Origin of the sequence: Pseudomonas sp. K8 (genome assembly GCF_014889455.1) — a bacterium.
In the GTDB taxonomy this organism is placed as follows: Bacteria; Pseudomonadota; Gammaproteobacteria; order Pseudomonadales; family Pseudomonadaceae; genus Aquipseudomonas; species Aquipseudomonas veronii.
The window spans coordinates 12901-34027 of record NZ_VJWO01000011.1; the positions used below are offsets into that span (position 1 = coordinate 12901).

Sequence of the window (21127 nt, forward strand, 5' to 3'; positions counted from 1 at the left end):
TGGGAGGGGGCTTGCCCCCGATAGCAGTGTGTAAGTCAGCTTATCTATAATTGACCCACCGCCATCGGGGGCAAGCCCCCTCCCACATTTGTTCATCAGTGTTCTTTAGAGGGCTGGTTTGGCTCTGCGGGCCTTGAAGAACTCGCTCAACACCGCCCCGCATTCCTCGGCCAGTACCCCGCCTTCAAACAGCACCCGATGGTTGAGAAAGCCCTGGGTAAAAAACTGCCCCTGGCTTTGCACAATCCCCGCCTTCGGCTCCAGTGCGCCGTAGACCACCCGCGCAATGCGCGAATGCACGATCAGGCCGGCGCACATGCTGCACGGTTCCAGCGTCACATACAGCGTGCTGCCGGGCAGGCGATAGTTGCTCAGCGCCTGGGCGGCGGCGCGGATGGCGACCATTTCGGCATGGGCGCTGGGGTCGTTGCCGCTGATTGGGCAATTGAAGCCACGGCCGATGATCACACCGTCCTGCACCAGCACCGCGCCCACCGGCACTTCGCCCAACGCCGCGCCCTGTGCCGCCAGGGCCAGGGCTTCGCGCATGAAGTCCTGGTCGCGGCTGCGGTCGATGATCGCCGTGGGGCGAAACTGGCGCATCACGCTACCTCGATGGCGGCCATCAGGCCGGTTTCCATGTGGTCGATCACATGGCAGTGGAACATCCACACGCCCGGGTTATCCGCCACTAGCGCGACGCGGGCGCGTTCGTTCTTGCCCAGCAGGTAGGTGTCGGTGAAGTACGGAATCACCGTGTGGCGGTTCGAAGCGATCACCTTGAAGCTCATGCCGTGCAGGTGGATCGGGTGCTGGTATTGGGTCATGTTTTTCAGTTCGAAAATGTAGCTTTTGCCCTTCTCCAGCTTGGCAATCGGGCGGTCGGCGCAGGCCTTGTCGGTGATGTCCCAGGCCTGGCCGTTGATCTGCCACAGGCTCGGCGGTTTGCCGTTGTCGACGTTGACCGACACCGAACCGACCCATTCGAAATTGAAGTTGAGTTTCTCGGCGTTGGCCAGGTCCGGCTCGCTGATCGGATTGGCGGGCAGCGCCGGCGGCCATGCGCTCGGCGCGTCGGCGTTGGCCACCGAACGGAACGTGCCCAGGCGCACCGGGCCGTTGCGGATCGACAATTCTTCGCCCGCCGGCGGGGCCTTGATCGCCAGGCAGAGGCGCATGCCCGGGCCGAGCCAGTATTCCTTGCCCAAGGGGCGCGGCTCGATGGGGTTGCCGTCCAGCGCATAGATCTGCGCGTCGGCGTCGGGAATATTAAGGCGATAGGTCAGCGTGTTGTCGAGGTTGAGCAAGCGCACACGGGTGATCTGCCCGGCCGGCAAATCGATCACCGCCTGGGCCACGCCATTGATGGTCGACAGGCGCCCGGCCGTACCGCCACGCGCCGCTTCACGGGGCACGCTGAAGGCGACAAAGGCGCCCTCTTCGTCGACGTGCCAGCTTTTCAGGCTGAGGGTGCGTTCGTGCTTGAAACCGGTGGGTTCGCGCTCTTCCACGATCAGCGGGCCGACCAGGCCACGGCCGAGTTCTTCGCTGCTGTTCACATGGGGGTGATACCAGTAACTGCCGGCGTCGGGCACGCGGAACTTGTAGTCGAAGTATTCGCCGGGCAACACCGGCAATTGCGAGACGTAGGGCACGCCGTCCATTTCCAGCGGCAGGCGGATGCCATGCCAATGGATGGTGGTGGCGACCGGCAGGTGGTTGATGAAACGCACCCGCAGCCATTCGCCCTGGCGCACGCGCAGCTCGGTGCCGGGGGCCGACGGGCCGAACGCCCAGGCTTGGGTCTTGTGCCCCGGCACCAGTTCCACATCGAGGGGCGCGGCGATCAGTTCGTAGTCGTGTCCCGCCTCGGCCTCGGCGACTTTCCCCAGCCAGTAGCGGTAGCCGCCACCGGCACCGACGCCCACTACGGCCAAGCCGGCAAGACCACCCAGGATTTGTCGACGGGAAAAGGATCGGGACACAACAACCTCACGTATCTGCTGCCGGCCGGGGGCCTGCAAAGGGCAGATACGATACACCTGCGACGGCTAAACAGTAAGACTTCGCATTGCCGCATGCCAAAAACACTGAGGACTGATGTGGGAGGGGCGGTGCGACGATTCGACTTGCTCCCGATTGCGGTGGGTCAGCTATAGATGAGTTGACTGACACATCGCTATCGGGGGCAAGCCCCCTCCCACATTGGATTTTCATTGCTTTTAGTGTTTGGCAGCGGCCAGGATCAGGGCCTTCATCTCGGCGACCGCACCTTTGAAACCGACGAACAGCGCATGCGCCACCAGCGCATGGCCGATGTTCAGCTCGTTGATGCCCTTGATCGCCGCCACGGCTTCGACGTTGTGGTAATGCAGGCCATGGCCGGCGTTGACGATCAGGCCTTCACGCAGACCTTGGGCCACGCCGTCGATAATGCGCTGCAACTCGGCGGCGACTTCGCTCGGCGTGGTCGCATCGGCATAACGCCCGGTGTGCAATTCGATGGCCGGCGCACCGACCCGGTGCGCGGCTTCGATCTGGCGCTCGTCGGCGTCGATGAACAGCGAGACTTCGCTGCCGATCTGCGACAGACGCTCCACCGCAGCCTTGATCCGCGCTTCCTGGCCGGCCACGTCGAGGCCGCCTTCGGTGGTCAGCTCCTGACGGGTCTCCGGCACCAGGCAGATATGCGCCGGACGGATGCGCTCGGCGAACGCCATCATTTCTTCGGTGACGCCCATTTCGAAGTTCATGCGGGTTTGCAGCACGTCCTTGAGCAGCAGCACGTCGCGCTCCTGGATGTGACGGCGGTCTTCGCGCAGGTGTACGGTGATGCCGTCGGCGCCCGCTTCTTCGGCGTCCAGCGCGGCTTTGACCGGGTCTGGGTAACGGGTGCCCCGGGCCTGGCGCAGCGTGGCGACGTGGTCGATATTGACGCCGAGAAGAATGCGATTGCTGGTGGTCACGGAAGCGCTCCTGAAAAGGGGAAAGAAACGCTGCACAGCATACACGGGGTTGTCAGGGCTTTCGAAACAACTCGCGACTGACCAGCGGCCGCCCGCCCAGATGCACGGCCAGGGCCTGGCGCATCAGGCGCTTGGCGGCGGACAAGGCGCCGGGGGCGCTCCAGTCGGCCTCGCTCATGGCCAGCAGCTCGGTGCCCTGGAACAGGCCGGGTTGCAGCAGGTACACACGCTCCAGGCCGGCGTCGACCTGCAGACGATACATGCCGTCGGCGGCAATGGGTTCGCCATGCAGGTCGTTACTCAGTTCGAAGCCATAGCCGAGGTCGTCGAGCAGGCGCCATTCGAACGCGCGCAACAGCGGCTCCAGCGGGCGGCCTTCGGCCAGGGCCAGCAGCGTCGCGGCATAGTGATCGAAGACCGCGGGATGCGGGTCTTCGGCCGGCAGCAGGCGGATCAGCAATTCATTGAGATAGAGGCCACTGAACAGCGCTTCGCCATTGAGCCAGGCAGAGTTGCCGACGCTTTCCAGGCGGCCGACGTTTTTCAGCTCGCCCTTGCCACGAAACTCCACGTCCAGCGCCACGAATGGCCGCGCCAAAGTGCCCGCCTTGCCCCGCGCACTGCGCAACACCGCGCGCAGGCGACCTTGGGGCGTGAGGAAGTCCACCAAGGCGCTGGTCTCGCGGTAGGCGCGGCTGTGCAGCACGTAGGCGGGCTGGCTGGGAGGCGGGGTTGAGGACATGGGTTCTCGTTGCTGGAATGCACTAGTGAAAACGACACAAACCTAATGTGGGAGGGGGCTTGCCCCCGATGGCGGTGGCTCAGTCAAAATATTTAGTGACTGACACTCTGCTATCGGGGGCAAGCCCCCTCCCACATTTTTTGCCCTGCGGTGTTCTTACAGGTCGCCGTAACCCAGGGAGCGCAATGCGCGCTCATCATCGGACCAGCCACCCTTCACCTTCACCCACAGGTTCAGCATGATCTTGGAATCGAACAGCAATTCCATGTCCTTGCGCGCTTCGGTGCCGATGCGCTTGATGCGCTCGCCCTTGTCGCCAATGATGATTTTCTTCTGGCCGTCACGTTCGACGAGGATCAGCGCATGGATATGCAGGGTTTTGCCCTGCTGCTTGAACTCTTCGATTTCGACGGTGATCTGGTACGGCAGCTCGGCGCCCATCTGGCGCATGATTTTCTCGCGTACCAGTTCGGCGGCGAGGAAACGGCTGCTGCGGTCGGTGATCTGGTCTTCCGGGAAGAAGTGCTCGTTCTCCGGCAGGTAGCCGGCGATCACGCGCTCCAGGGCTTCGAGGTTGTGCCCGTGCTGGGCCGAGATCGGCATGATCTGGGCATTCGGCAGTTGTTCCTGCAGCCAGCTCAGGTGCGGCATCAGCTCGGCTTTGTCTTCGATGCGGTCGGTCTTGTTCAGCGCGACGATCAACGGGCCGGTGACATATTGCACACGTTCGAGAACCATCTGGTCTTCGTCGGTCCACTTGGTGCGGTCGACCACGAAGATCACCACGTCGACGTCTTTCAACGCGGCCGAGGCGGTCTTGTTCATGTAGCGGTTCAGGGCTTTCTCGCCGCCTTTGTGCATGCCCGGGGTGTCGACGTAGACCGCTTGTACGGCGCCTTCGGTCTTGATGCCCAGCATGTTGTGGCGGGTGGTCTGCGGCTTGCGTGAGGTGATCGCAAGCTTCTGGCCGAGGATGTGGTTGAGCAGCGTGGACTTGCCCACGTTGGGACGGCCGACGATGGCGACATAGCCACAGCGTGTTGCGGTTGAATCAGTCATGGCCATTCTCCACGCCCAGGGCAATCAGTGCTGCAGCGGCCGCTACCTGTTCGGCAATACGACGGCTCACACCCTGACCTCGGCTTTTTTCATTCAATAAGGTGATTTCACATTCCACGAAAAAGACGCGGCAATGGGGCTCACCCTGGATATCCACCACTTCGTAGCGTGGCAGTTCGCACCCGCGGGACTGCAGGAATTCCTGCAGGCGGGTCTTGGGATCTTTGTTGGTATCGACCAGGGTCAGGGTTTCGATCTCGGACGTCAGCCAGGCGGTGACGCGCGCCTTGGCCGCTTCCATGCCCGCATCCAGATAGATGGCGCCGATCAGCGCTTCAAGGGCGTCGGCCAGGATCGACTCGCGACGGAAACCGCCGCTTTTCAACTCACCGGAGCCCAGGCGCAGGTACTCGCCCAGGCCAAAACCACGGGCCAGCACGGCCAGGGTCTCGCCCTTCACCAGCCGCGCACGCAAGCGCGACAACTGGCCTTCACGGGCTTGCGGGAAGCGTTCGAAGAGCGCTTCACCGGCAACGAAATTGAGGATGGCGTCACCGAGGAATTCCAGGCGTTCGTTGTTACGCCCAGCAAAACTGCGGTGTGTGAGGGCAAGGACCATCAGTTCCTGGTCCTTGAAGGTGTAGCCGAGCAGGTGCTCGAGACGGCTTAGAGAAACGCTCACGGTTTACCCATATCTGTTTGGTGGCACCGGCGGCCATCGACGATTGACGCAGTGTTCAAATTCAAATCCTGATTGGTGCTGCATGAGGCCGGAAATTGTCCCAGCCCCAGAAAAGCATTCGGCGCTGTGATCACAGCGCCGTCTGTATTACTTGATCAGCCCGACCCGCGAGAAGTTCGGCAGGTGGCTGAGCTTGGGTTCCGGCCAGCTCATCCAGACCGCGAAGGCCTTGCCGACGATATTCTGGTCGGGAACCATGCCCAGCAGTTCCTTGGGAATGGTGGGGTCATCCCAATAGCGGCTGTCGTTGGAGTTGTCGCGGTTGTCGCCCATCATGAAGTAGTGCCCGGCCGGCACTTTCCATTCGCCATCGGGCATTGCGCGGTAGCGACTCATTTCCTTGCGGATTTCGTGCTCCACCGCACCGAGTTTTTCCTGATACAGCTCGGCACTGCCCAGGGTGTTCGGCTCGGTGCCCAGCAGCTTCTCGGCCACCGACTCACCGTTGATCAACAGCCGCTTGTCGCTGGTGTAGCGAATCACGTCACCCGGCAGGCCGACCACACGCTTGATGTAGTTGACGTTCGGATCGCTCGGGTAGCGGAACACCATCACATCGCCGCGCTGCGGGTCACCGATCTCGATGACTTTCTTGTCGATCACCGGCAAGCGGATCCCGTAGGAAAACTTGTTCACCAGGATGAAGTCGCCCACGTCCAGGGTCGGTTTCATCGACCCCGACGGAATCTGGAACGGCTCCACCAGGAACGAACGCAGTACCAGCACGATGAACAGCACCGGAAAGAACGATTTGCCGTATTCAACCAGCAAAGGCTCTTTGTTCAGCTTCTCGATCACCACGACATCGGGCTGGCTGACGCTGCCCTGATAGGACGCGATAGCCGCCCGCCGACGCGGGGCGAAGAACACCAGATCGAGCAACGCCAGGAGTCCGCAAACGGCAACGGCGATGACCAGCAACAGCGGGAAATTTAGCGACATAGGACCTAACTATCCAACCTGAGCACCGCAAGGAAGGCTTCTTGTGGAATTTCCACGTTGCCCACTTGCTTCATGCGTTTTTTACCGGCCTTTTGCTTCTCAAGCAGCTTGCGCTTACGGCTGACGTCGCCACCGTAGCATTTGGCCAGTACGTTCTTTCTGAGTGCCTTGACGGAAGTCCGCGCAATGATCTGCCCGCCGATGGCGGCCTGGATCGCGACGTCGAACATCTGGCGCGGAATCAGTTCTTTCATCTTCTCGGTCAACTGTCGACCTTTGTAGTGCGCGTTGTCCTTGTGCACGATCAGTGCCAGGGCATCGACCTTGTCGCCGTTGATCAACACATCCAGTTTCACCAGATTAGCCGATTGGTAACGATCGAAATGGTAATCCAGCGAAGCATAGCCGCGACTGGTGGATTTGAGACGGTCGAAGAAGTCCAGGACCACTTCGTTCATCGGCAAATCGTAGGTCACTTGTACCTGGGTTCCGAGGAACAGCATGTCGTGCTGGATGCCGCGCTTCTCGATACACAGGGTAATGACGTTGCCCAGGTGCTCCTGCGGCACAAGAATATTGGCGCGCACGATCGGCTCACGCATGTCTTCGATGGAAGACAGGTCCGGGAGCTTGGACGGGTTGTCGACGTAAATCGTTTCACCGTTTTTCAGCAACAGCTCAAAAATAACGGTTGGCGCGGTGGTGATCAGGTCCAGGTCGTATTCGCGCTCAAGGCGCTCCTGGATGATCTCCATGTGCAGCATGCCGAGGAAGCCGCAACGGAAGCCGAAGCCCAGGGCGTCGGAGCTTTCCGGGGTGTACTGCAACGACGAGTCGTTGAGGGTCAGCTTCTGCAGGGCTTCGCGGAAGTCTTCGAAGTCGTCGGAACTGACCGGGAACAGGCCGGCGTAGACCTGCGGCTGGATGCGTTTGAAGCCCGGCAGCACGTCGACGTCAGGGGTGCTGCTCAAGGTCAGGGTGTCACCCACCGGCGCGCCGTGGATGTCCTTGATGCCGGCGATGATGAAGCCGACTTCACCGGCTTTCAGATCAACGGTGGCAGTATGTTTCGGGTTGAACACACCGACGCTGTCCACCAGGTGGATCTTGCCGGTGGACTTGACCAGGATCTTGTCGCCTTTCTTCACACGGCCATGGCGCACGCGCACCAGGGAGACAACCCCCAGGTAGTTGTCGAACCAGGAGTCGATGATCAACGCCTGCAGCGGATCTTCGATGTTGCCGGTAGGCGCGGGGATGGTCTTGACCAGGCGCTCGAGCACTTCGTCGACGCCCAGGCCTGTCTTGGCGCTGCACTCGACGGCGTCGGTGGCGTCAATGCCGATGATTTTTTCGATTTCTTCCTTCACGCGGTCCGGATCGGCCTGCGGCAGGTCGATCTTGTTCAGCACCGGCATGACTTCCAGGCCTTGCTCGATGGCGGTGTAGCAGTTGGCCACGGACTGGGCTTCGACGCCCTGCCCCGCGTCCACCACCAGCAGCGCGCCTTCGCAGGCCGCCAGGGAACGGCTGACTTCATAGGTGAAGTCGACGTGGCCGGGGGTGTCGATGAAGTTCAGCTGGTACTTGATACCGTCTTTGGCGGTGTAGTACAGAGTCACGCTGTGGGCCTTGATGGTGATCCCGCGCTCGCGCTCGAGGTCCATGGAGTCCAGTACCTGGGCTTCCATTTCACGCTCGGCAAGGCCGCCGCACATCTGGATGAATCGATCGGCCAGCGTCGACTTGCCATGGTCAATGTGGGCGATGATGGAGAAATTGCGGATATGACTCAAATCACTCACGGATCAACACTCAAAAAGGCTGCAGGCAGACTGCCCGCTGAAAAATAGCCGGGAATTGTACCTGATGCTCGGGCAGGACGTCATCTTTGCTGACCAGAACAAAAATGCCCCGATCTCTCGAACGGGGCATTTTTTGCTCATAAGCGCAGGCTCACCCGGCGCGGCGCAGCAGCCAGAACCCGGCCAGGGCGCAGATCGCGGTCGGCACCAGCACCGCAAACAGCGGCGAGAAGCCGAACACCAGGCTCGACGGGCCAAGCAAATCCTGGGCAATACGGAAGGCAAAGCCCACCAGCACGCCGGTAAAGACCCGCTGACCGAGGGTCACGGAGCGCAACGGGCCGAAGATGAATGAGATCGCCATCAGCACCAGCGCGGCGGTGACCACCGGCTGCAGCACCTTGACCCAGAACGCCAGCCAGTAGCGACCGTTGCTCAGTCCCTGGTCCTTGAGGTAGTGGATATAGCTCCACAGCCCGGAGATCGGCAGGCTTTCCGGGATCATCACTACCGTATTGAGCAGTTCCGGCTTCAGGGCGATGTCCCATTGCTCGGTCGGCACATTGATCACTTCGGTGCTGGCCTTGGTGCCCTGGCCGACATTGCGGAAGTAGGTGGTGGTGACGTCGGTCAGTTGCCATTGCTCGGCGCTGTATTGGGCGCGCTTGGCGAAACTGGAGGACAACATGTGGCGTTCTTTGTCGAACGTGTAGCGCGTCACACCAATCAGCAGGCCGTCGGGCTGCACGGCGTTGATGTGGATGAATTCATCACCCTGACGGTGCCACAGGCCGTGCCTGGCGCTTTGCGCATCGCCCGAACCCTGGGCCAGGGCACGATTGGCCTGGGCAGTGGCTTCGGACGGTGGCGCCACGTACTCGCCGATCAGCACGCTGCACGCCATCAGCAACAGCATCGGTTTCATGACGGCCCAGACGATACGGCCGATGGAAACCCCGGCCGCACGCATGATCGTCAGCTCGCTGTTGCTGGCCAGGCTGCCGAGGCCGATCAGGCAGCCGATCAGCGCAGCCATCGGCATCATGTCGTAGAGACGACGCGGCGCGGTCAATGCCACGTAGCTCAGCACGTCCCACACGGTATACGTGTCGGTGACGTTACCCACTTCATCGATAAAGGCGAACAACGACGCCAACCCTAGAATGATGCCCAACACCGCCAGGATGGCGATCAGTACGCTGCTACCAATGTAGCGATCGAGCTTAGCCACGAGCCAACTCCTTCTGGCCAAGACGGCTCTTCATTTTCAGACGGATAGGTTCCCAATAGAGCAGCCCGAGGCCGATCATCAGGAAGATCCCGTGTACCCACCACAGGCCCAGGGTCGGTGACAGCTTGCCCTTTTCCAGGGAGCCACGGGCGGAGATCAGGATGGTCAGGTAGGCCATGTACAGCAGGATCGCCGGCAGCAGCTTGAGGAAGCGGCCCTGGCGCGGGTTGACGCGGGACAACGGCACGGCCATCAGGGTCACGATGAACACCAGCAACGGCAGGGAAATACGCCATTGCAGCTCGGCGATGGAGCGCAACTCCGTGCTGCCCAACAGCGCCTGGGTCGGGATCGCATCGCGGTCGGTGACCTCGTTGCTGATGTCCGGGCGGGCGAGCATCACGCCATAGGTGTCGTACTTGATGGCGCGGTAATCGGCCTGGCCGGGGCTGCCGTCATAGCGATAGCCGTTTTCCAGGATCAGGTATCGGCTGCCGTCGGGGCGCACTTCCTGGCGCCCGGAATCGGCGACCAGGACGGAGATGCCACGGTCTTTCTTGTCCTGCCCCAGGCGTTTCTCGGAGATGAACACCCCGCCGAGGTTGGCGCGGTCGTCAGTGAGGGTTTCGGTGTAGGTCACCCGTGTACCGTCACTGAGTGCCTGGAAGCGGCCCGGTTCGAGGGTGTCGAACTCGGTCATGGCGTCCTGTTTGTTCAGCACCAGTTCGAACTGCATGGCGCCCTGGGGGGCCAGGCTCAGGCTCAGCCAGGCGACGATCAGCGCCACGCCGGCGGCCGGGATCATGGTCATGCCCAGCAGGCGTTGCTGGCTCATGCCGGTGGCCGAGAGCACGGTCATTTCGCTTTCAAGGTACAGCCGGCCATAGGCCAGCAGAATCCCGAGGAACAGGCCCAACGGCAGGATCAGTTGCAAAAAGCCCGGCAGACGAAAGCCCATGATCAGGAACAGTGAGCCGGGGTCCAGAGCACCGGAAGCAGCCTGGGCCAGGTATTTGACGAAACGACCACTCATGATGATGACCAGCAATACCGCGCTCACGGCACTCAGGGTCAACAGGACTTCGCGGGACAGATAACGGAAGACAATCAAACCAGACACTCCAGGGTTGTCAGGCTAAGGCGGCCAAACAAGCAAGCATAACGAGTCGGCCCGTTTAAACAGGCCGGCTAAAAAGATTGCGCATTATCCTGTGATTGACCGCGCCTGTCACGGAGCTTACTCATGCGCGTACACAAAGCCTGCGGCAAGGGTTGTCAGGCTCCGCCGCCGAGGTTCAAACTGCGGCCTTTGTCGCTGGCGGTTTACACGGCTGCCAGGCTTTAAAAGCCGGAGCACACAGACTCCAGGCTCACAGACCTTTATAAGGGACCCGAACATGGAATTGGTTGTAAAAAGCGTTAGCCCCGAAACGTTGAAAACCGCCACCCTCGTGGTCGCTGTCGGCGAAGGCCGCAAGCTCGGCGTTGCGGCCAAACAACTCGACGAACTGAGCGGCGGCGCCATCAGCGCGGTCCTCAAGCGCGGCGACCTGGCCGGCAAGGTCGGCCAGAGCCTGCTGCTGCAAAGCCTGCCGAACCTGAAGGCCGAGCGCGTATTGCTGGTGGGCGTGGGCAAGGACGCCGAACTCGGCGACCGCCCGTTCCGCAAGATCATCAGCGGCATTCTCACCACCCTCAAGGGCCTGGGCGGCAGCGACGCGACGCTGGCACTCGATGAAATCGTGGTCAAGGGCCGTGACAGCTACGGCAAGACCCGCCTGCTGGCCGAAAGCCTGCTCGACGGCGGCTACATCTTCGACCAGTTCAAGAGCCAGAAAGCCGAACCGCGTGCTTTGAAGAAAGTCACCCTGCTGACCATCAAGGCCGCCCAGGCCGAAGTCGAACGCGCCGTGAGCCACGCCCAGGCCATCGCCGCCGGCATGTCGTTCACCCGCGACCTCGGCAACCTGCCGCCGAACATCTGCCACCCGACCTACCTGGGCGAGCAGGCCAAGGCGCTGGGCAAGGAATTCAAAAGCCTGAAAGTCGAAGTGCTGGATGAGAAGAAGATCAAGGAACTGGGCATGGGCTCGTTCTATGCGGTCGGCCAGGGCAGCGACCAGCCGCCACGCCTGATCGTGATGCAATACAACGGCGGCAAGAAGGCCGAGAAGCCTTACGCCCTGGTCGGTAAAGGCATCACCTTCGACACCGGCGGCATCAGCCTCAAGCCGGGCCTGGGCATGGATGAGATGAAGTACGACATGGGCGGCGCCGCCAGCGTGTTCGGCACCCTGCGCGCGGTGCTGGAGCTCAAGCTGCCGATCAACCTGGTGTGCATCCTGGCCTGCGCCGAGAACATGCCGAGCGGCGGCGCGGCCCGTCCGGGCGATATCGTCACCACCCTGAGCGGCCAGACCGTCGAAATCCTCAACACCGACGCCGAAGGCCGCCTGGTGCTGTGCGATGCGCTGACCTACGCCGAACGCTTCAAGCCACAGGCGGTGATCGACATCGCCACCCTGACCGGTGCCTGCATCGTCGCCCTCGGCTCCCACACTTCGGGCCTGCTGGGCAACAACGACGAGTTGATCGAGCAACTGCTCAGCGCCGGCAAGGCCGCCGACGACCGCGCCTGGCAACTGCCGCTGTTCGATGAGTACCAGGAACAGCTGGACAGCCCATTCGCCGACATCGCCAACATCGGCGGCCCGAAAGCCGGCACCATCACTGCAGCCTGCTTCCTGTCGCGGTTCGCCAAGAACTTCAACTGGGCGCACCTGGACATCGCCGGCACCGCCTGGACCAGCGGCGGCAAGGACAAGGGCGCTACCGGCCGTCCGGTGCCTCTGCTGACCCAGTACCTGCTGGATCGCGCCAAGGCCTGAAAACCGTGACTCCGGGGCGGCGTTACCGCCGCCTCGGGCTCCAGGAACCGCAATGACCCAAGTTGACTTCTATATACTGCCCAGCGCCGATCCGCTCGCGCGCCTGGACTTTGCCTGCAAACTCACCGAAAAAGCCTGGCGCATGGGCCACCGCATCTACCTGCATTGCAGCGATGCCGCCCAACGCGACGAGCTCGACGCACGCCTGTGGCGCTTCAAGGGCGAAAGTTTCGTGCCCCACGGCCCCGCAGAAGCTGAACCCGACGGCCAGGTGGTCCTGGGCGTGGGCGACAGCTGCGGCGATCACCATGACCTGCTGGTCAACCTCGACCTGAAAGTCCCGGCCTTTGCCAAGGCGTTCGCCCGTGTGGCGGAAGTGGTGGTGGAAGATCCGGCTATTCGTCAGGCCGCGCGGGAGAGTTTCCGTTTCTATCGCGAACAGGGCTATCCTTTGCAGGATCACCGGCTACAACGACTTTGAGTGCATGATGGACACCCCGAACACGATAAAAAAAGACGGCCACCTGTTGGACGACCTGGAGTCGATCCGTCAGTTGCTGGGTGATGACAACCTTCAACCGCCGTTATTGACAGAAACCGTCAATGGCGACGTGCAGATCCCCTTGTTGTTCGACATGGTCGGCGCCAAGCCGGTTGAACCGCTCGAACCGCAACCTGCGCCGGCCCCACCGGTTGTCGAAGCGGCACCCGCTGCCGCGCCTGCCGAAAAAACCCCGGATGCCTTGCTGCTGCACCTGGACAACGAACTGCGCGCCGCCGCGCAACTGATCATGCAAGACGTGATCGACGACTTCGCCCCGCATATCGAAACCGAGATCAAGCGCCGGATGGATGCGCGGATGGAGCGGTTGCTCAGCCAGTACCAGAATTAGCGCCCCTGTAGGAGCGAGCTTGCTCGCGAAAATCGTCAATGATGGCGCGGACATCCTGAATGAACGCGCGGCCCTTCAGGTTTTCGCGAGCAAGCTCGCTCCTACCCCTCGCCCCTATCCCCCGTTATACTTGCCGGCTTTCCTGAATTAATGCCAACTAGGGTCCCGCCGCGCATGGATAAGACCTACCAGCCGCACGCTATTGAAACTTCCTGGTACCAGACCTGGGAGTCCGAGAATTATTTCGCTCCGCAAGGCGCGGGCGATTCCTACACCATTATGATTCCGCCACCGAACGTCACTGGCAGCCTGCACATGGGCCATGGCTTCAACAATGCGATCATGGATGCGTTGATCCGTTTCCGCCGCATGCAGGGCCGCAACACCCTGTGGCAACCGGGCACCGACCACGCCGGTATCGCCACGCAGATGCTGGTGGAGCGCCAACTCGAAGCCACCGGCCAGAGCCGTCACGACCTGGGCCGCGAGAAATTCCTGGAGAAAGTCTGGGAATGGAAGGATCAGTCCGGCGGCAACATCAGCCGTCAGATCCGTCGCCTGGGTTCGTCCGTCGACTGGAGCCGCGAGCGCTTCACCATGGACGACGGCCTGTCGGAAGCCGTGAAAGAAGCCTTCGTGCGCCTGCATGAAGACGGCCTGATCTACCGCGGCAAGCGCCTGGTCAACTGGGACACCAAGCTGCACACGGCGATTTCCGACCTCGAAGTGGAAAACCACGACGAGAAAGGCTTCCTGTGGAACCTCAAGTACCCGCTGGCTGACGGCGCCAAGACCGCTGAAGGCCACGACTACCTGATCGTCGCCACCACCCGTCCGGAAACCATGCTCGGCGATGCCGCCGTGGCCGTGAACCCGAACGATGAGCGCTATCAGGCCCTGATCGGCAAGTTCGTCGAGCTGCCGCTGGTCGGCCGCCGCATCCCGATCATCGCCGACGACTACTGCGACCCCGAATTCGGCACCGGCTGCGTGAAAATCACCCCGGCCCACGATTTCAACGACTACGAAGTCGGCAAGCGCCACAACCTGCCGCTGCTGAACATCTTCGACAAGAATGCTGCCGTACTGCCGGCCTGCCAGGTCTTCAATCTGGACGGCACGCTGAACGAGAGCATCGACGGCAAGATCCCGGCCGAATACGTCGGCCTCGACCGTTTCGAAGCGCGCAAGCAGATCGTTGCCGCCTTCGACGCCGCCGGCCTGCTGGTCAGCGTCGACGACCACAACCTGAAAGTGCCGAAGGGCGACCGCTCCGGCACCATCATCGAACCGTGGCTGACCGACCAGTGGTACGTGTCTACCAAGCCGCTGGCCGAGCCTGCGATTGCAGCCGTGGAAGATGGCCGCATCCAGTTCGTGCCTAAACAGTATGAAAACATGTACTTCTCGTGGATGCGCGACATCCAGGACTGGTGCATCAGCCGTCAGCTATGGTGGGGCCACCGCATTCCGGCCTGGTACGACGAGTCGGGCAAGGTCTATGTCGGCCGCGACGAAGCCGAAGTGCGCGCCAAGCACAACCTCGGCCCGGACGTAGCGCTGCAGCAGGACAATGACGTACTGGACACCTGGTTCAGCTCGGGCCTGTGGACCTTCTCTACCCTGGGCTGGCCGCAGCAGACCGAGTTCCTGAAGACATTCCACTCCACCGACGTGCTGGTCACCGGCTTCGACATCATTTTCTTCTGGGTTGCCCGGATGATCATGCTGACCATGCACCTGGTGAAGAACGAAGACGGCACGCCGCAAGTACCGTTCAAGACCGTGTACGTCCATGGCCTGGTGCGTGATGGCCAGGGCCAGAAGATGTCCAAGTCCAAGGGCAACGTTCTGGACCCGCTGGACATCATCGACGGCATCGACCTGGAAACCCTGGTGCAGAAACGCACCTCGGGCCTGATGCAGCCGAAACTGGCGAAGAAGATCGAGAAGCAGACCCGCGACGAGTTCGCCGACGGCATCGCCAGCTACGGCACCGACGCCCTGCGCTTCACCTTCTGCTCGCTGGCGTCCACCGGTCGCGACATCAAGTTCGACATGGGCCGCGTCGAAGGCTATCGCAACTTCTGCAACAAGATCTGGAACGCGGCGCGCTACGTCCTGGATAAAGGCGAAGACTGCGGGCAGAACGGCGAAGAAGTCGAACTGACCCTGGCCGACCGCTGGATCATCTCGCAACTGCAGCGTACCGAAGCCGAAGTGACCCGCCAACTCGACCAGTTCCGTTTCGACCTGGCTGCACAGGCCTTGTACGAGTTCATCTGGAACCAGTATTGCGACTGGTACCTGGAACTGTCCAAGCCGGTGCTGTGGGACGAGAACGCGCCGATCGAACGTCAGCGCGGCACCCGTCGCACCCTGGTGCGCGTCCTCGAAGTGGCACTGCGCCTGGCGCACCCATTCATGCCGTTCATCACCGAAGAAATCTGGCAGCGCCTCGCGCCGCTGGCCGGTATCCAAGGCAAGACCATCATGCTGCAACCTTGGCCGGTGGCCAACGAAGCCCGCATTGATGAGGCTGCCGAAAGCGATATCGAATGGCTCAAGACCCTGATGCTCGGCACGCGCAACATCCGCGCCGAGATGAACATCGGCCCGGGCAAGCCACTGGCGGTGTTCGTGAAGAACGCCAGCGCCGAAGACCAGCGTCGTCTCAGCGAGAACGATGCGCTGCTCAAGAAGCTGGCCAAGCTCGAATCGATCACCGTATTGGCGGATGACGCCGAAGCGCCACTGTCGGCGACCGCACTGGTCGGCGACATGGAAGTGCTGGTGCCGATGGCCGGCCTGATCGACAAAGGCGCAGAACTGGCCCGTCTCGACAAGGAAATTGCACGCCTGCAAGGCGAAGTGCAGCGGGTCGGCGGCAAGCTGTCCAACGCGGCATTCGTCGACAAGGCACCGGCTGAAGTAATCGACAAAGAACGCGCCAAACTGGCCGAGGCCGAACAGGCCCTGGGCAAGCTGGCGGAGCAACATGCGCGGATTTCCAGCCTGTAAGGGCTAGCCGTGTGAAAAAAGAGACCTGCGGGTCTCTTTTTTTTCCTTTGCAAACCCGATCAATGTGGGAGGGGGCTTGCTCCCTTCCACATTTGATCGAGTTGACCTCAGGATGTGTGACAATGCCCACCACTTTGAGCCAACACCAGAATCAACATGACCGCCCCCAGCACACCGAAACCTCCGCGCAAGAAGCCCAAGACCGCCACCACGGCCAAACCCGTCGTGCCGCGCAAAGAGGCCAGCCTGCACCCGCGCAACCGCCACCAGGGCCGTTACGACTTCCCGGCGCTGATCAAGACCACGCCGGAACTGGCGCAATTCGTGATCATCAACCCCTACGGCAAGGAAAGCATCGACTTCGCCAGCCCGGACGCCGTGCGCGTGTTCAACCGGGCGCTGTTGAAGTCCTTCTATGGCGTGCAGCATTGGGACATCCCGGCGGATTACCTGTGCCCGCCGGTGCCGGGGCGTGCCGACTACGTCCACTTCCTCGCCGACCTGCTGGCCAGCGTCAATGACGGCGAAATTCCCCGCGGCGCGCCGGTCAAGGTGCTGGACATCGGCATGGGCGCCAACTGCGTCTACCCGCTGATCGGCTACAGCGAATACCGCTGGCACTTCCTCGGCTCGGAAGTCGACCCTACTGCCGTCGCCGCCGCCAAGGCCATCGTGCAGTCCAACGGCCTGAACAAGGCGATCCAGCTTCGCCAGCAAAGCAACCCCAAACAGATCCTGCTGGGCCTGCTGGAACCGGGCGAGCGCTTTGACCTGACCATGTGCAACCCGCCGTTCCATGCGTCCATGGACGAAGCCACCAAAGGCAGCGAACGCAAATGGCGCGCCCTGGGCAAGGCTGACCCAAAACGCAAGTTGCCGGTGCTGAACTTCGGCGGCCAATCGGCCGAACTGTGGTGTGAAGGCGGTGAAGCGCGCTTCGTGACGCAATTGATCGCCGAGAGCGCGCACTTTGCCCACAAGGTGTTGTGGTTCAGCACCCTGGTGTCGAAAGCCTCGAACCTGCCCGCGATCGAGACCGCGCTGAGAAAAGCCGGCGTGCTGCAAAGCCAGGTGGTGGAAATGTCCCAGGGCCAGAAACAGAGCCGCTTTGTCGCCTGGACCTTCCAGACCCCGTCCGAGCAGCAGGTATGGCGCCAGCGCTGGGCGCGCAAAGACTGAGCCTAAATCCCGGGCAACAAAAAACCGTGCCCGGATCGCTCCGGCGCACGGTTTTTTTTGCTGCGTCTTACTTGTTAACAGCGTCGGTCAGGCCTTTGGCCACAACCAGCTTGATAACTTTCTTGGCAGCGATTTCGATGGCAGCGCCAGTCGAAGGGTTACGGCCAGTACGGGCAGGACGCTCGGTCACTTTCAGTTTGCCAACGCCTGGCAGAGTGATTTCGCCGCCGTTTTCCAGCTGATCAGCAACAACTTGGCTCAGTTGGTCCAGCAGAGCGCGCACGGTGGTTTTCGGTGCGTCTACTGCTTCAGCCAGGTCAGCGATCAGTTGGTCTTTAGTAATAGCCATTGTGGTGTTCCTTCCCTATCAAATTCATATGGATTGCAGAGTGCAGTGTCAGCCGTCGAGCCCGACCGTCAAGGCCTGGCATCCCCGGCTATAACCTCGGAGATCGGGGTTATAGATGCTTGAAACGAGGATTGGTTCGACCTGACAAATACTGAATGCACGCTTAACGCCGAGTCTTGGGCGTAAGACCGGGCAAAACTAGCACAGAGACGGGGAAATATCCGCTTCTACCTACCCATTTGGTCAGCTTTATCGCTCTAAACCGTGAAAAAAAGGCATATGGCCCGTCAGAGGCCTTCCAAAACACCTTCGAAGCACGTCTTGGCCAATGGGTGCGGTACACTGGGCGACTTTTCGGGGAGGCCAACCGCTCCCCTATCAACCAGCCGAGAAGCCTATGCCGATCCGTCATTGCATCGTCCACCTGATCGACAAAAAACCCGACGGCACACCCGCAGTTCTCCACGCCCGCGACTCCGAACTTGCCGAGTCGGCCGCGATCGAGAACATGCTTGCCGACCTCAACGAGAGCTACAACGCCAAACAAGGCAAGGCCTGGGGTTTCTTCCATGCCGAGTCGGGCGCGCACCCGTTCAGCGGCTGGTTGAAGGAGTATTTCGACGGGGGCCAGGATTTCACCACGTTCAGCCGCACCGCCGTCGAACACCTGCAGAAGCTGATGGAAGAGTCCAACCTGTCCACCGGCGGCCACGTGCTGTTTGCCCACTACCAGCAAGGCATGACCGACTACCTGGCCATCGCCCTGCTGCACCACAGCGAAGGCGTGGCGGTCACCGACGAACTGGACGTAACGCCATCGCGCCACCTGGACCTGGGCCAGTTGCACCTGGCGGCGCGGATCAACGTGTCCGAGTGGCAGAACAACAAGCAGTCCAAGCAGTACATCTCGTTCATCAAGGGCAAGAACGGCAAGAAAGTCTCGGAGTACTTCCGCGACTTCATCGGCTGCCAGGAAGGCGTCGACGGCCCGGGCGAAACGCGCACCCTGCTCAAGGCGTTCAGCGACTTCGTTGAAAGCGAGGACCTGCCGGACGAAACCGCCCGCGAAAAGACCAAGACCCTGGTGGACTACGCCAGCAGCCAGGCCAAGCTCGGCGAGCCGATGGGCCTGGAAGAACTGTCGGGTCTGATCGATGAAGATCGGCCTAAGGCGTTTTATGACCACATCCGCAACAAGGACTATGGGCTGTCGCCGGAGATCCCGGCCGACAAACGCACCCTCAACCAGTTCCGCCGCTTCACCGGGCGCGCCGAAGGGCTGTCGATCAGCTTTGAAGCGCACCTGCTGGGCGACAAGATTGAGTACGACGAAGCCGCCGGCACCTTGATCATCAAGGGCCTGCCGACCCAACTGACCGACCAGCTCAAGCGCCGCAACTGATGCTCGGCGGGGTCCTTAAAAAAGTCCTGCTGGTGTTGCTGGTGGTGGTGGCGATCCAGAACTGGGGCAAGGTCGAACGGCTGTTCAACCCGTCCCAGGTGGTCCCGGAGCAAACGCGGGCTTCGGCGCGCGTGGTGCTCTACTCCACCGAGTGGTGTGGCTACTGCAAACAGATCCGCCGCTTCCTCGACCAGAAAGGCATTCCGTACCAGGCGCTCGATATCGAAAAAGACGCCCAGGCGCGCAAGGCCTATGAAGCGTTGGGCGGCGGCGGGATTCCGTTCGTGGACGTGAATGGCACGTTGATTCGCGATTACAGCCCCGAGAAGATCATGGCGGCGCTGAAGTAATCAGCGCACCACGATCAGCCGCCCCAGCAGCGTGTGCTGCTCGAACCCCAGCACCGCTTGCAAGCCATTCAGCACGGCTAGCGGATCGTTGCTCGGGAAGCTGCCGCTGACACGCCGGGAGCCCACTTCGTCGTTGAGCAGCAGGATGCGCCCAGGGTAGTAACGCTGCAGATCCTCGATCACCTCGGCCAGCGGTGCCTTGTAGTAGTTGAGCCAGCCGTCGCGCCAGGCCAGGCGTGATTCGCTGTCGACCGCGTGCAGGGGCTCGGCCACGCCCTCGGCGTAGCTCATTTGCTGGCCCGCCGTAAGAATTTGCTGCGCACCCTGCTTGGCCGGCGTGACGCCAACCCGCCCCGACAACACTGTCACCTGCGCGCCCGCCGGTTGCAGACGCACTTCGAACTGCGTGCCCAGCACCCGTGTTTCACCACTGCCCGCGCCCACCACAAATGCCGCGCCGGTGTGAGTCACGCTGAAAAAGCCCGCGCCGCGCCGCAGTTGGACATGCCGCTCACCCTGGCTGAAATCCACGGCGATGGCGCTGTCGGCATCCAGGGTGACGCGGGATTGATCGGCCAGGGTCACGGTTTTCACCTCGCCCGGCGCCGTCACGTAGTCCGCCCCCAGGTCATCGACCCAGCGCGACGGTTGCCAGCCGCCGCCCATGCACACCATCAACACCAGGCACGCGGCTATGGCCAGGGCACCCACCCCGCGCATGGCCCGTGAGCGCTGCGAGGTGTGCATCGCATTCAGGTAGCCCTGTAAGGCCAACGCGTCTTCGTCCGCCAGTTTACGCGCCGGCACTTCGCTCAACTCCCATAGCACCTGGGCCTGGGAATAGGCCTCGACGTGTGCCGGATCAGCCCGCAGCCAAAGGCTGAAGGTGGCCTGGTCGCCGCTGCTGGGCTGGTCGTGCAACAGGCTCAGCCAGGCCAGTGCGGCCTGTTGCTGGTCGGGCGTGGGAGTGACGTTCACGGTGCTTTCCCTGGCGTGCGTGGAGGCAATGGCTCGCGAAGGCTGGCTTTGCAGGCTTCGAGGGCACGCATCATATGTTTTTCCACGGCACTTTGGGACAGCCCCATGGCCTTGGCGATTTGCGCGTATTTGCGGCCATGGATGCGGTTGAGCAGGAAGATCTGGCGGGTGCGCTCGGGCAAGCTGCGCAAGGCCGCCTCGACGTGGCGCAGGTCGTTGCCGGCCTCCAGTGCAGCCTGGGGTTCGGAGCCTTGATTGTCCTGCTGCTCGGGCAACCAGCCTTCGTTGCTGCGCACCCGCGCGCCTTCGCTGCGCAGGTGGTCGATGGCGATATTGCCGGCGCAGCGCAGCAGGTACGTGCTGAGTTCTTCGACCTGCACCAGCGGCCGGCGCCAGAAGCGCAGGAACAAGTCCTGCACCAGGTCGGCTGCAGTGGCACGACAGCCCACGCGCCGGCTGACCAGCGCTTCCATCTGCGAACGCTGGGACAAAAACACCTGCAGGAAATGCGCGCGCCCACCCGCCGCGTCCGCGTGCGGGCTGTCCTGGGGTTCCGGTGGCGTACTGATCATCATGCGCG

The 21127-nt window shown here is 61.9% G+C and carries 20 protein-coding genes; 7 read left to right on the top strand and 13 right to left on the bottom strand.

Annotation, left to right across the window (positions count from 1 at the left end):
- Window positions 1-105: 105 nt before the first annotated feature.
- The 10 genes from tadA to lptF form a co-directional block, all read right to left on the bottom strand.
- Window positions 106-603: a tRNA adenosine(34) deaminase TadA gene (gene tadA, locus INT12_RS10545; RefSeq protein WP_046488595.1), complete on the bottom strand. Its 498-nt coding sequence runs from the start codon at window positions 601-603 to the stop codon at window positions 106-108.
- Window positions 603-1985: a multicopper oxidase family protein gene (locus INT12_RS10550; protein WP_108525932.1), complete on the bottom strand. Its 1383-nt coding sequence runs from the start codon at window positions 1983-1985 to the stop codon at window positions 603-605. The genes tadA and INT12_RS10550 overlap by 1 nt, the downstream gene beginning before the upstream one ends.
- A 237-nt stretch (window positions 1986-2222) precedes the next feature.
- A complete protein-coding gene (gene pdxJ / locus INT12_RS10555) occupies window positions 2223-2966 on the bottom strand; it encodes a pyridoxine 5'-phosphate synthase (RefSeq protein ID WP_017844546.1) in 744 nt (247 codons plus the stop codon).
- A gap of 52 nt (window positions 2967-3018) precedes the next feature.
- Window positions 3019-3708: a DNA repair protein RecO gene (gene recO / locus INT12_RS10560; RefSeq protein WP_017844545.1), complete on the bottom strand. Its 690-nt coding sequence runs from the start codon at window positions 3706-3708 to the stop codon at window positions 3019-3021.
- Window positions 3709-3864: 156 nt separating this feature from the next.
- On the bottom strand, window positions 3865-4767 hold the full coding sequence (gene era, locus INT12_RS10565; protein ID WP_003210432.1) for a GTPase Era: 903 nt from the start codon (window positions 4765-4767) through the stop codon (window positions 3865-3867).
- Entirely contained in the window at window positions 4760-5449 is a 690-nt protein-coding gene (rnc, locus tag INT12_RS10570) for a ribonuclease III (protein WP_026139742.1), read from the bottom strand. Before rnc ends, era begins: the two co-directional genes overlap by 8 nt.
- Window positions 5450-5596: 147 nt before the next feature.
- The gene (gene lepB / locus INT12_RS10575) at window positions 5597-6451 is read right to left on the bottom strand and encodes a signal peptidase I (protein WP_046488601.1); all 855 of its coding nucleotides are present in this window, start codon (window positions 6449-6451) and stop codon (window positions 5597-5599) included.
- A gap of 5 nt (window positions 6452-6456) precedes the next feature.
- Window positions 6457-8256, bottom strand: coding sequence for a translation elongation factor 4 (gene lepA / locus INT12_RS10580; RefSeq protein ID WP_017844542.1), 1800 nt, complete (start codon window positions 8254-8256; stop codon window positions 6457-6459).
- Window positions 8257-8407: 151 nt separating this feature from the next.
- On the bottom strand, window positions 8408-9487 hold the full coding sequence (lptG, locus tag INT12_RS10585; RefSeq protein WP_017844541.1) for an LPS export ABC transporter permease LptG: 1080 nt from the start codon (window positions 9485-9487) through the stop codon (window positions 8408-8410).
- A complete protein-coding gene (lptF, locus tag INT12_RS10590) occupies window positions 9480-10598 on the bottom strand; it encodes an LPS export ABC transporter permease LptF (RefSeq protein ID WP_193040447.1) in 1119 nt (372 codons plus the stop codon). The genes lptG and lptF overlap by 8 nt, the downstream gene beginning before the upstream one ends.
- A 286-nt stretch (window positions 10599-10884) precedes the next feature.
- On the opposite strand from lptF, the gene INT12_RS10595 reads away from it, so the two are divergent.
- The 5 genes from INT12_RS10595 to rlmF all read left to right on the top strand — a co-directional run bounded on the left by INT12_RS10595 (window position 10885) and on the right by rlmF (window position 17468).
- Entirely contained in the window at window positions 10885-12375 is a 1491-nt protein-coding gene (locus INT12_RS10595; protein ID WP_017844539.1) for a leucyl aminopeptidase, read from the top strand.
- 52 nt (window positions 12376-12427) lie between these two features.
- A complete protein-coding gene (locus tag INT12_RS10600; RefSeq protein WP_017844538.1) occupies window positions 12428-12856 on the top strand; it encodes a DNA polymerase III subunit chi in 429 nt (142 codons plus the stop codon).
- Window positions 12857-12863: 7 nt separating this feature from the next.
- Window positions 12864-13268, top strand: coding sequence for a hypothetical protein (locus tag INT12_RS10605; protein ID WP_017844537.1), 405 nt, complete (start codon window positions 12864-12866; stop codon window positions 13266-13268).
- Between the two features lie 174 nt (window positions 13269-13442).
- Window positions 13443-16289: a valine--tRNA ligase gene (locus INT12_RS10610; protein ID WP_017844535.1), complete on the top strand. Its 2847-nt coding sequence runs from the start codon at window positions 13443-13445 to the stop codon at window positions 16287-16289.
- A 156-nt stretch (window positions 16290-16445) separates the two neighbouring features.
- Window positions 16446-17468 carry a 23S rRNA (adenine(1618)-N(6))-methyltransferase RlmF gene (rlmF, locus tag INT12_RS10615; RefSeq protein WP_079442914.1) on the top strand — a complete coding sequence of 341 codons (1023 nt, stop codon included), beginning with the start codon at window positions 16446-16448 and terminating at the stop codon, window positions 17466-17468.
- Window positions 17469-17535: 67 nt separating this feature from the next.
- On the opposite strand, the gene INT12_RS10620 is transcribed toward rlmF, so the two are convergent.
- Entirely contained in the window at window positions 17536-17817 is a 282-nt protein-coding gene (locus INT12_RS10620) for an HU family DNA-binding protein (RefSeq protein ID WP_003188840.1), read from the bottom strand.
- A 397-nt stretch (window positions 17818-18214) separates the two neighbouring features.
- Here INT12_RS10620 and yejK point away from each other — a divergent pair, with 397 nt between their 5' ends.
- Together yejK and INT12_RS10630 are read left to right on the top strand one after the other, a co-directional pair.
- Window positions 18215-19219: a nucleoid-associated protein YejK gene (gene yejK, locus INT12_RS10625; RefSeq protein WP_017844533.1), complete on the top strand. Its 1005-nt coding sequence runs from the start codon at window positions 18215-18217 to the stop codon at window positions 19217-19219.
- Window positions 19219-19569, top strand: coding sequence for a glutaredoxin family protein (locus tag INT12_RS10630; RefSeq protein WP_017844532.1), 351 nt, complete (start codon window positions 19219-19221; stop codon window positions 19567-19569). Before yejK ends, INT12_RS10630 begins: the two co-directional genes overlap by 1 nt.
- Here the strand turns inward: INT12_RS10630 and INT12_RS10635 are convergent, their stop codons facing one another.
- On the bottom strand, window positions 19570-20547 hold the full coding sequence (locus INT12_RS10635; protein WP_193040446.1) for a FecR family protein: 978 nt from the start codon (window positions 20545-20547) through the stop codon (window positions 19570-19572). It lies immediately after the preceding gene.
- The gene (locus INT12_RS10640; RefSeq protein ID WP_079442912.1) at window positions 20544-21122 is read right to left on the bottom strand and encodes an RNA polymerase sigma factor; all 579 of its coding nucleotides are present in this window, start codon (window positions 21120-21122) and stop codon (window positions 20544-20546) included. Before INT12_RS10640 ends, INT12_RS10635 begins: the two co-directional genes overlap by 4 nt.
- Between the last annotated feature and the right edge of the window lie 5 nt (window positions 21123-21127).

Bases quoted from the DNA above. Each gene is read 5' to 3' on its own strand.
- lepB (WP_046488601.1), bottom strand. From the start codon at position 6,451: ATGTCGCTAAATTTCCCGCTGTTGCTGGTCATCGCCGTTGCCGTTTGC.
- tadA (WP_046488595.1), bottom strand. From the start codon at position 603: ATGCGCCAGTTTCGCCCCACGGCGATCATCGACCGCAGCCGCGACCAG.
- INT12_RS10610 (WP_017844535.1), top strand. From the start codon at position 13,443: ATGGATAAGACCTACCAGCCGCACGCTATTGAAACTTCCTGGTACCAG.
- INT12_RS10600 (WP_017844538.1), top strand. From the start codon at position 12,428: ATGACCCAAGTTGACTTCTATATACTGCCCAGCGCCGATCCGCTCGCG.
- era (WP_003210432.1), bottom strand. From the start codon at position 4,767: ATGACTGATTCAACCGCAACACGCTGTGGCTATGTCGCCATCGTCGGC.
- rlmF (WP_079442914.1), top strand. From the start codon at position 16,446: ATGACCGCCCCCAGCACACCGAAACCTCCGCGCAAGAAGCCCAAGACC.
- INT12_RS10630 (WP_017844532.1), top strand. From the start codon at position 19,219: ATGCTCGGCGGGGTCCTTAAAAAAGTCCTGCTGGTGTTGCTGGTGGTG.
- yejK (WP_017844533.1), top strand. From the start codon at position 18,215: ATGCCGATCCGTCATTGCATCGTCCACCTGATCGACAAAAAACCCGAC.
- INT12_RS10620 (WP_003188840.1), bottom strand. From the start codon at position 17,817: ATGGCTATTACTAAAGACCAACTGATCGCTGACCTGGCTGAAGCAGTA.
- INT12_RS10605 (WP_017844537.1), top strand. From the start codon at position 12,864: ATGGACACCCCGAACACGATAAAAAAAGACGGCCACCTGTTGGACGAC.
- INT12_RS10595 (WP_017844539.1), top strand. From the start codon at position 10,885: ATGGAATTGGTTGTAAAAAGCGTTAGCCCCGAAACGTTGAAAACCGCC.
- INT12_RS10640 (WP_079442912.1), bottom strand. From the start codon at position 21,122: ATGATGATCAGTACGCCACCGGAACCCCAGGACAGCCCGCACGCGGAC.
- recO (WP_017844545.1), bottom strand. From the start codon at position 3,708: ATGTCCTCAACCCCGCCTCCCAGCCAGCCCGCCTACGTGCTGCACAGC.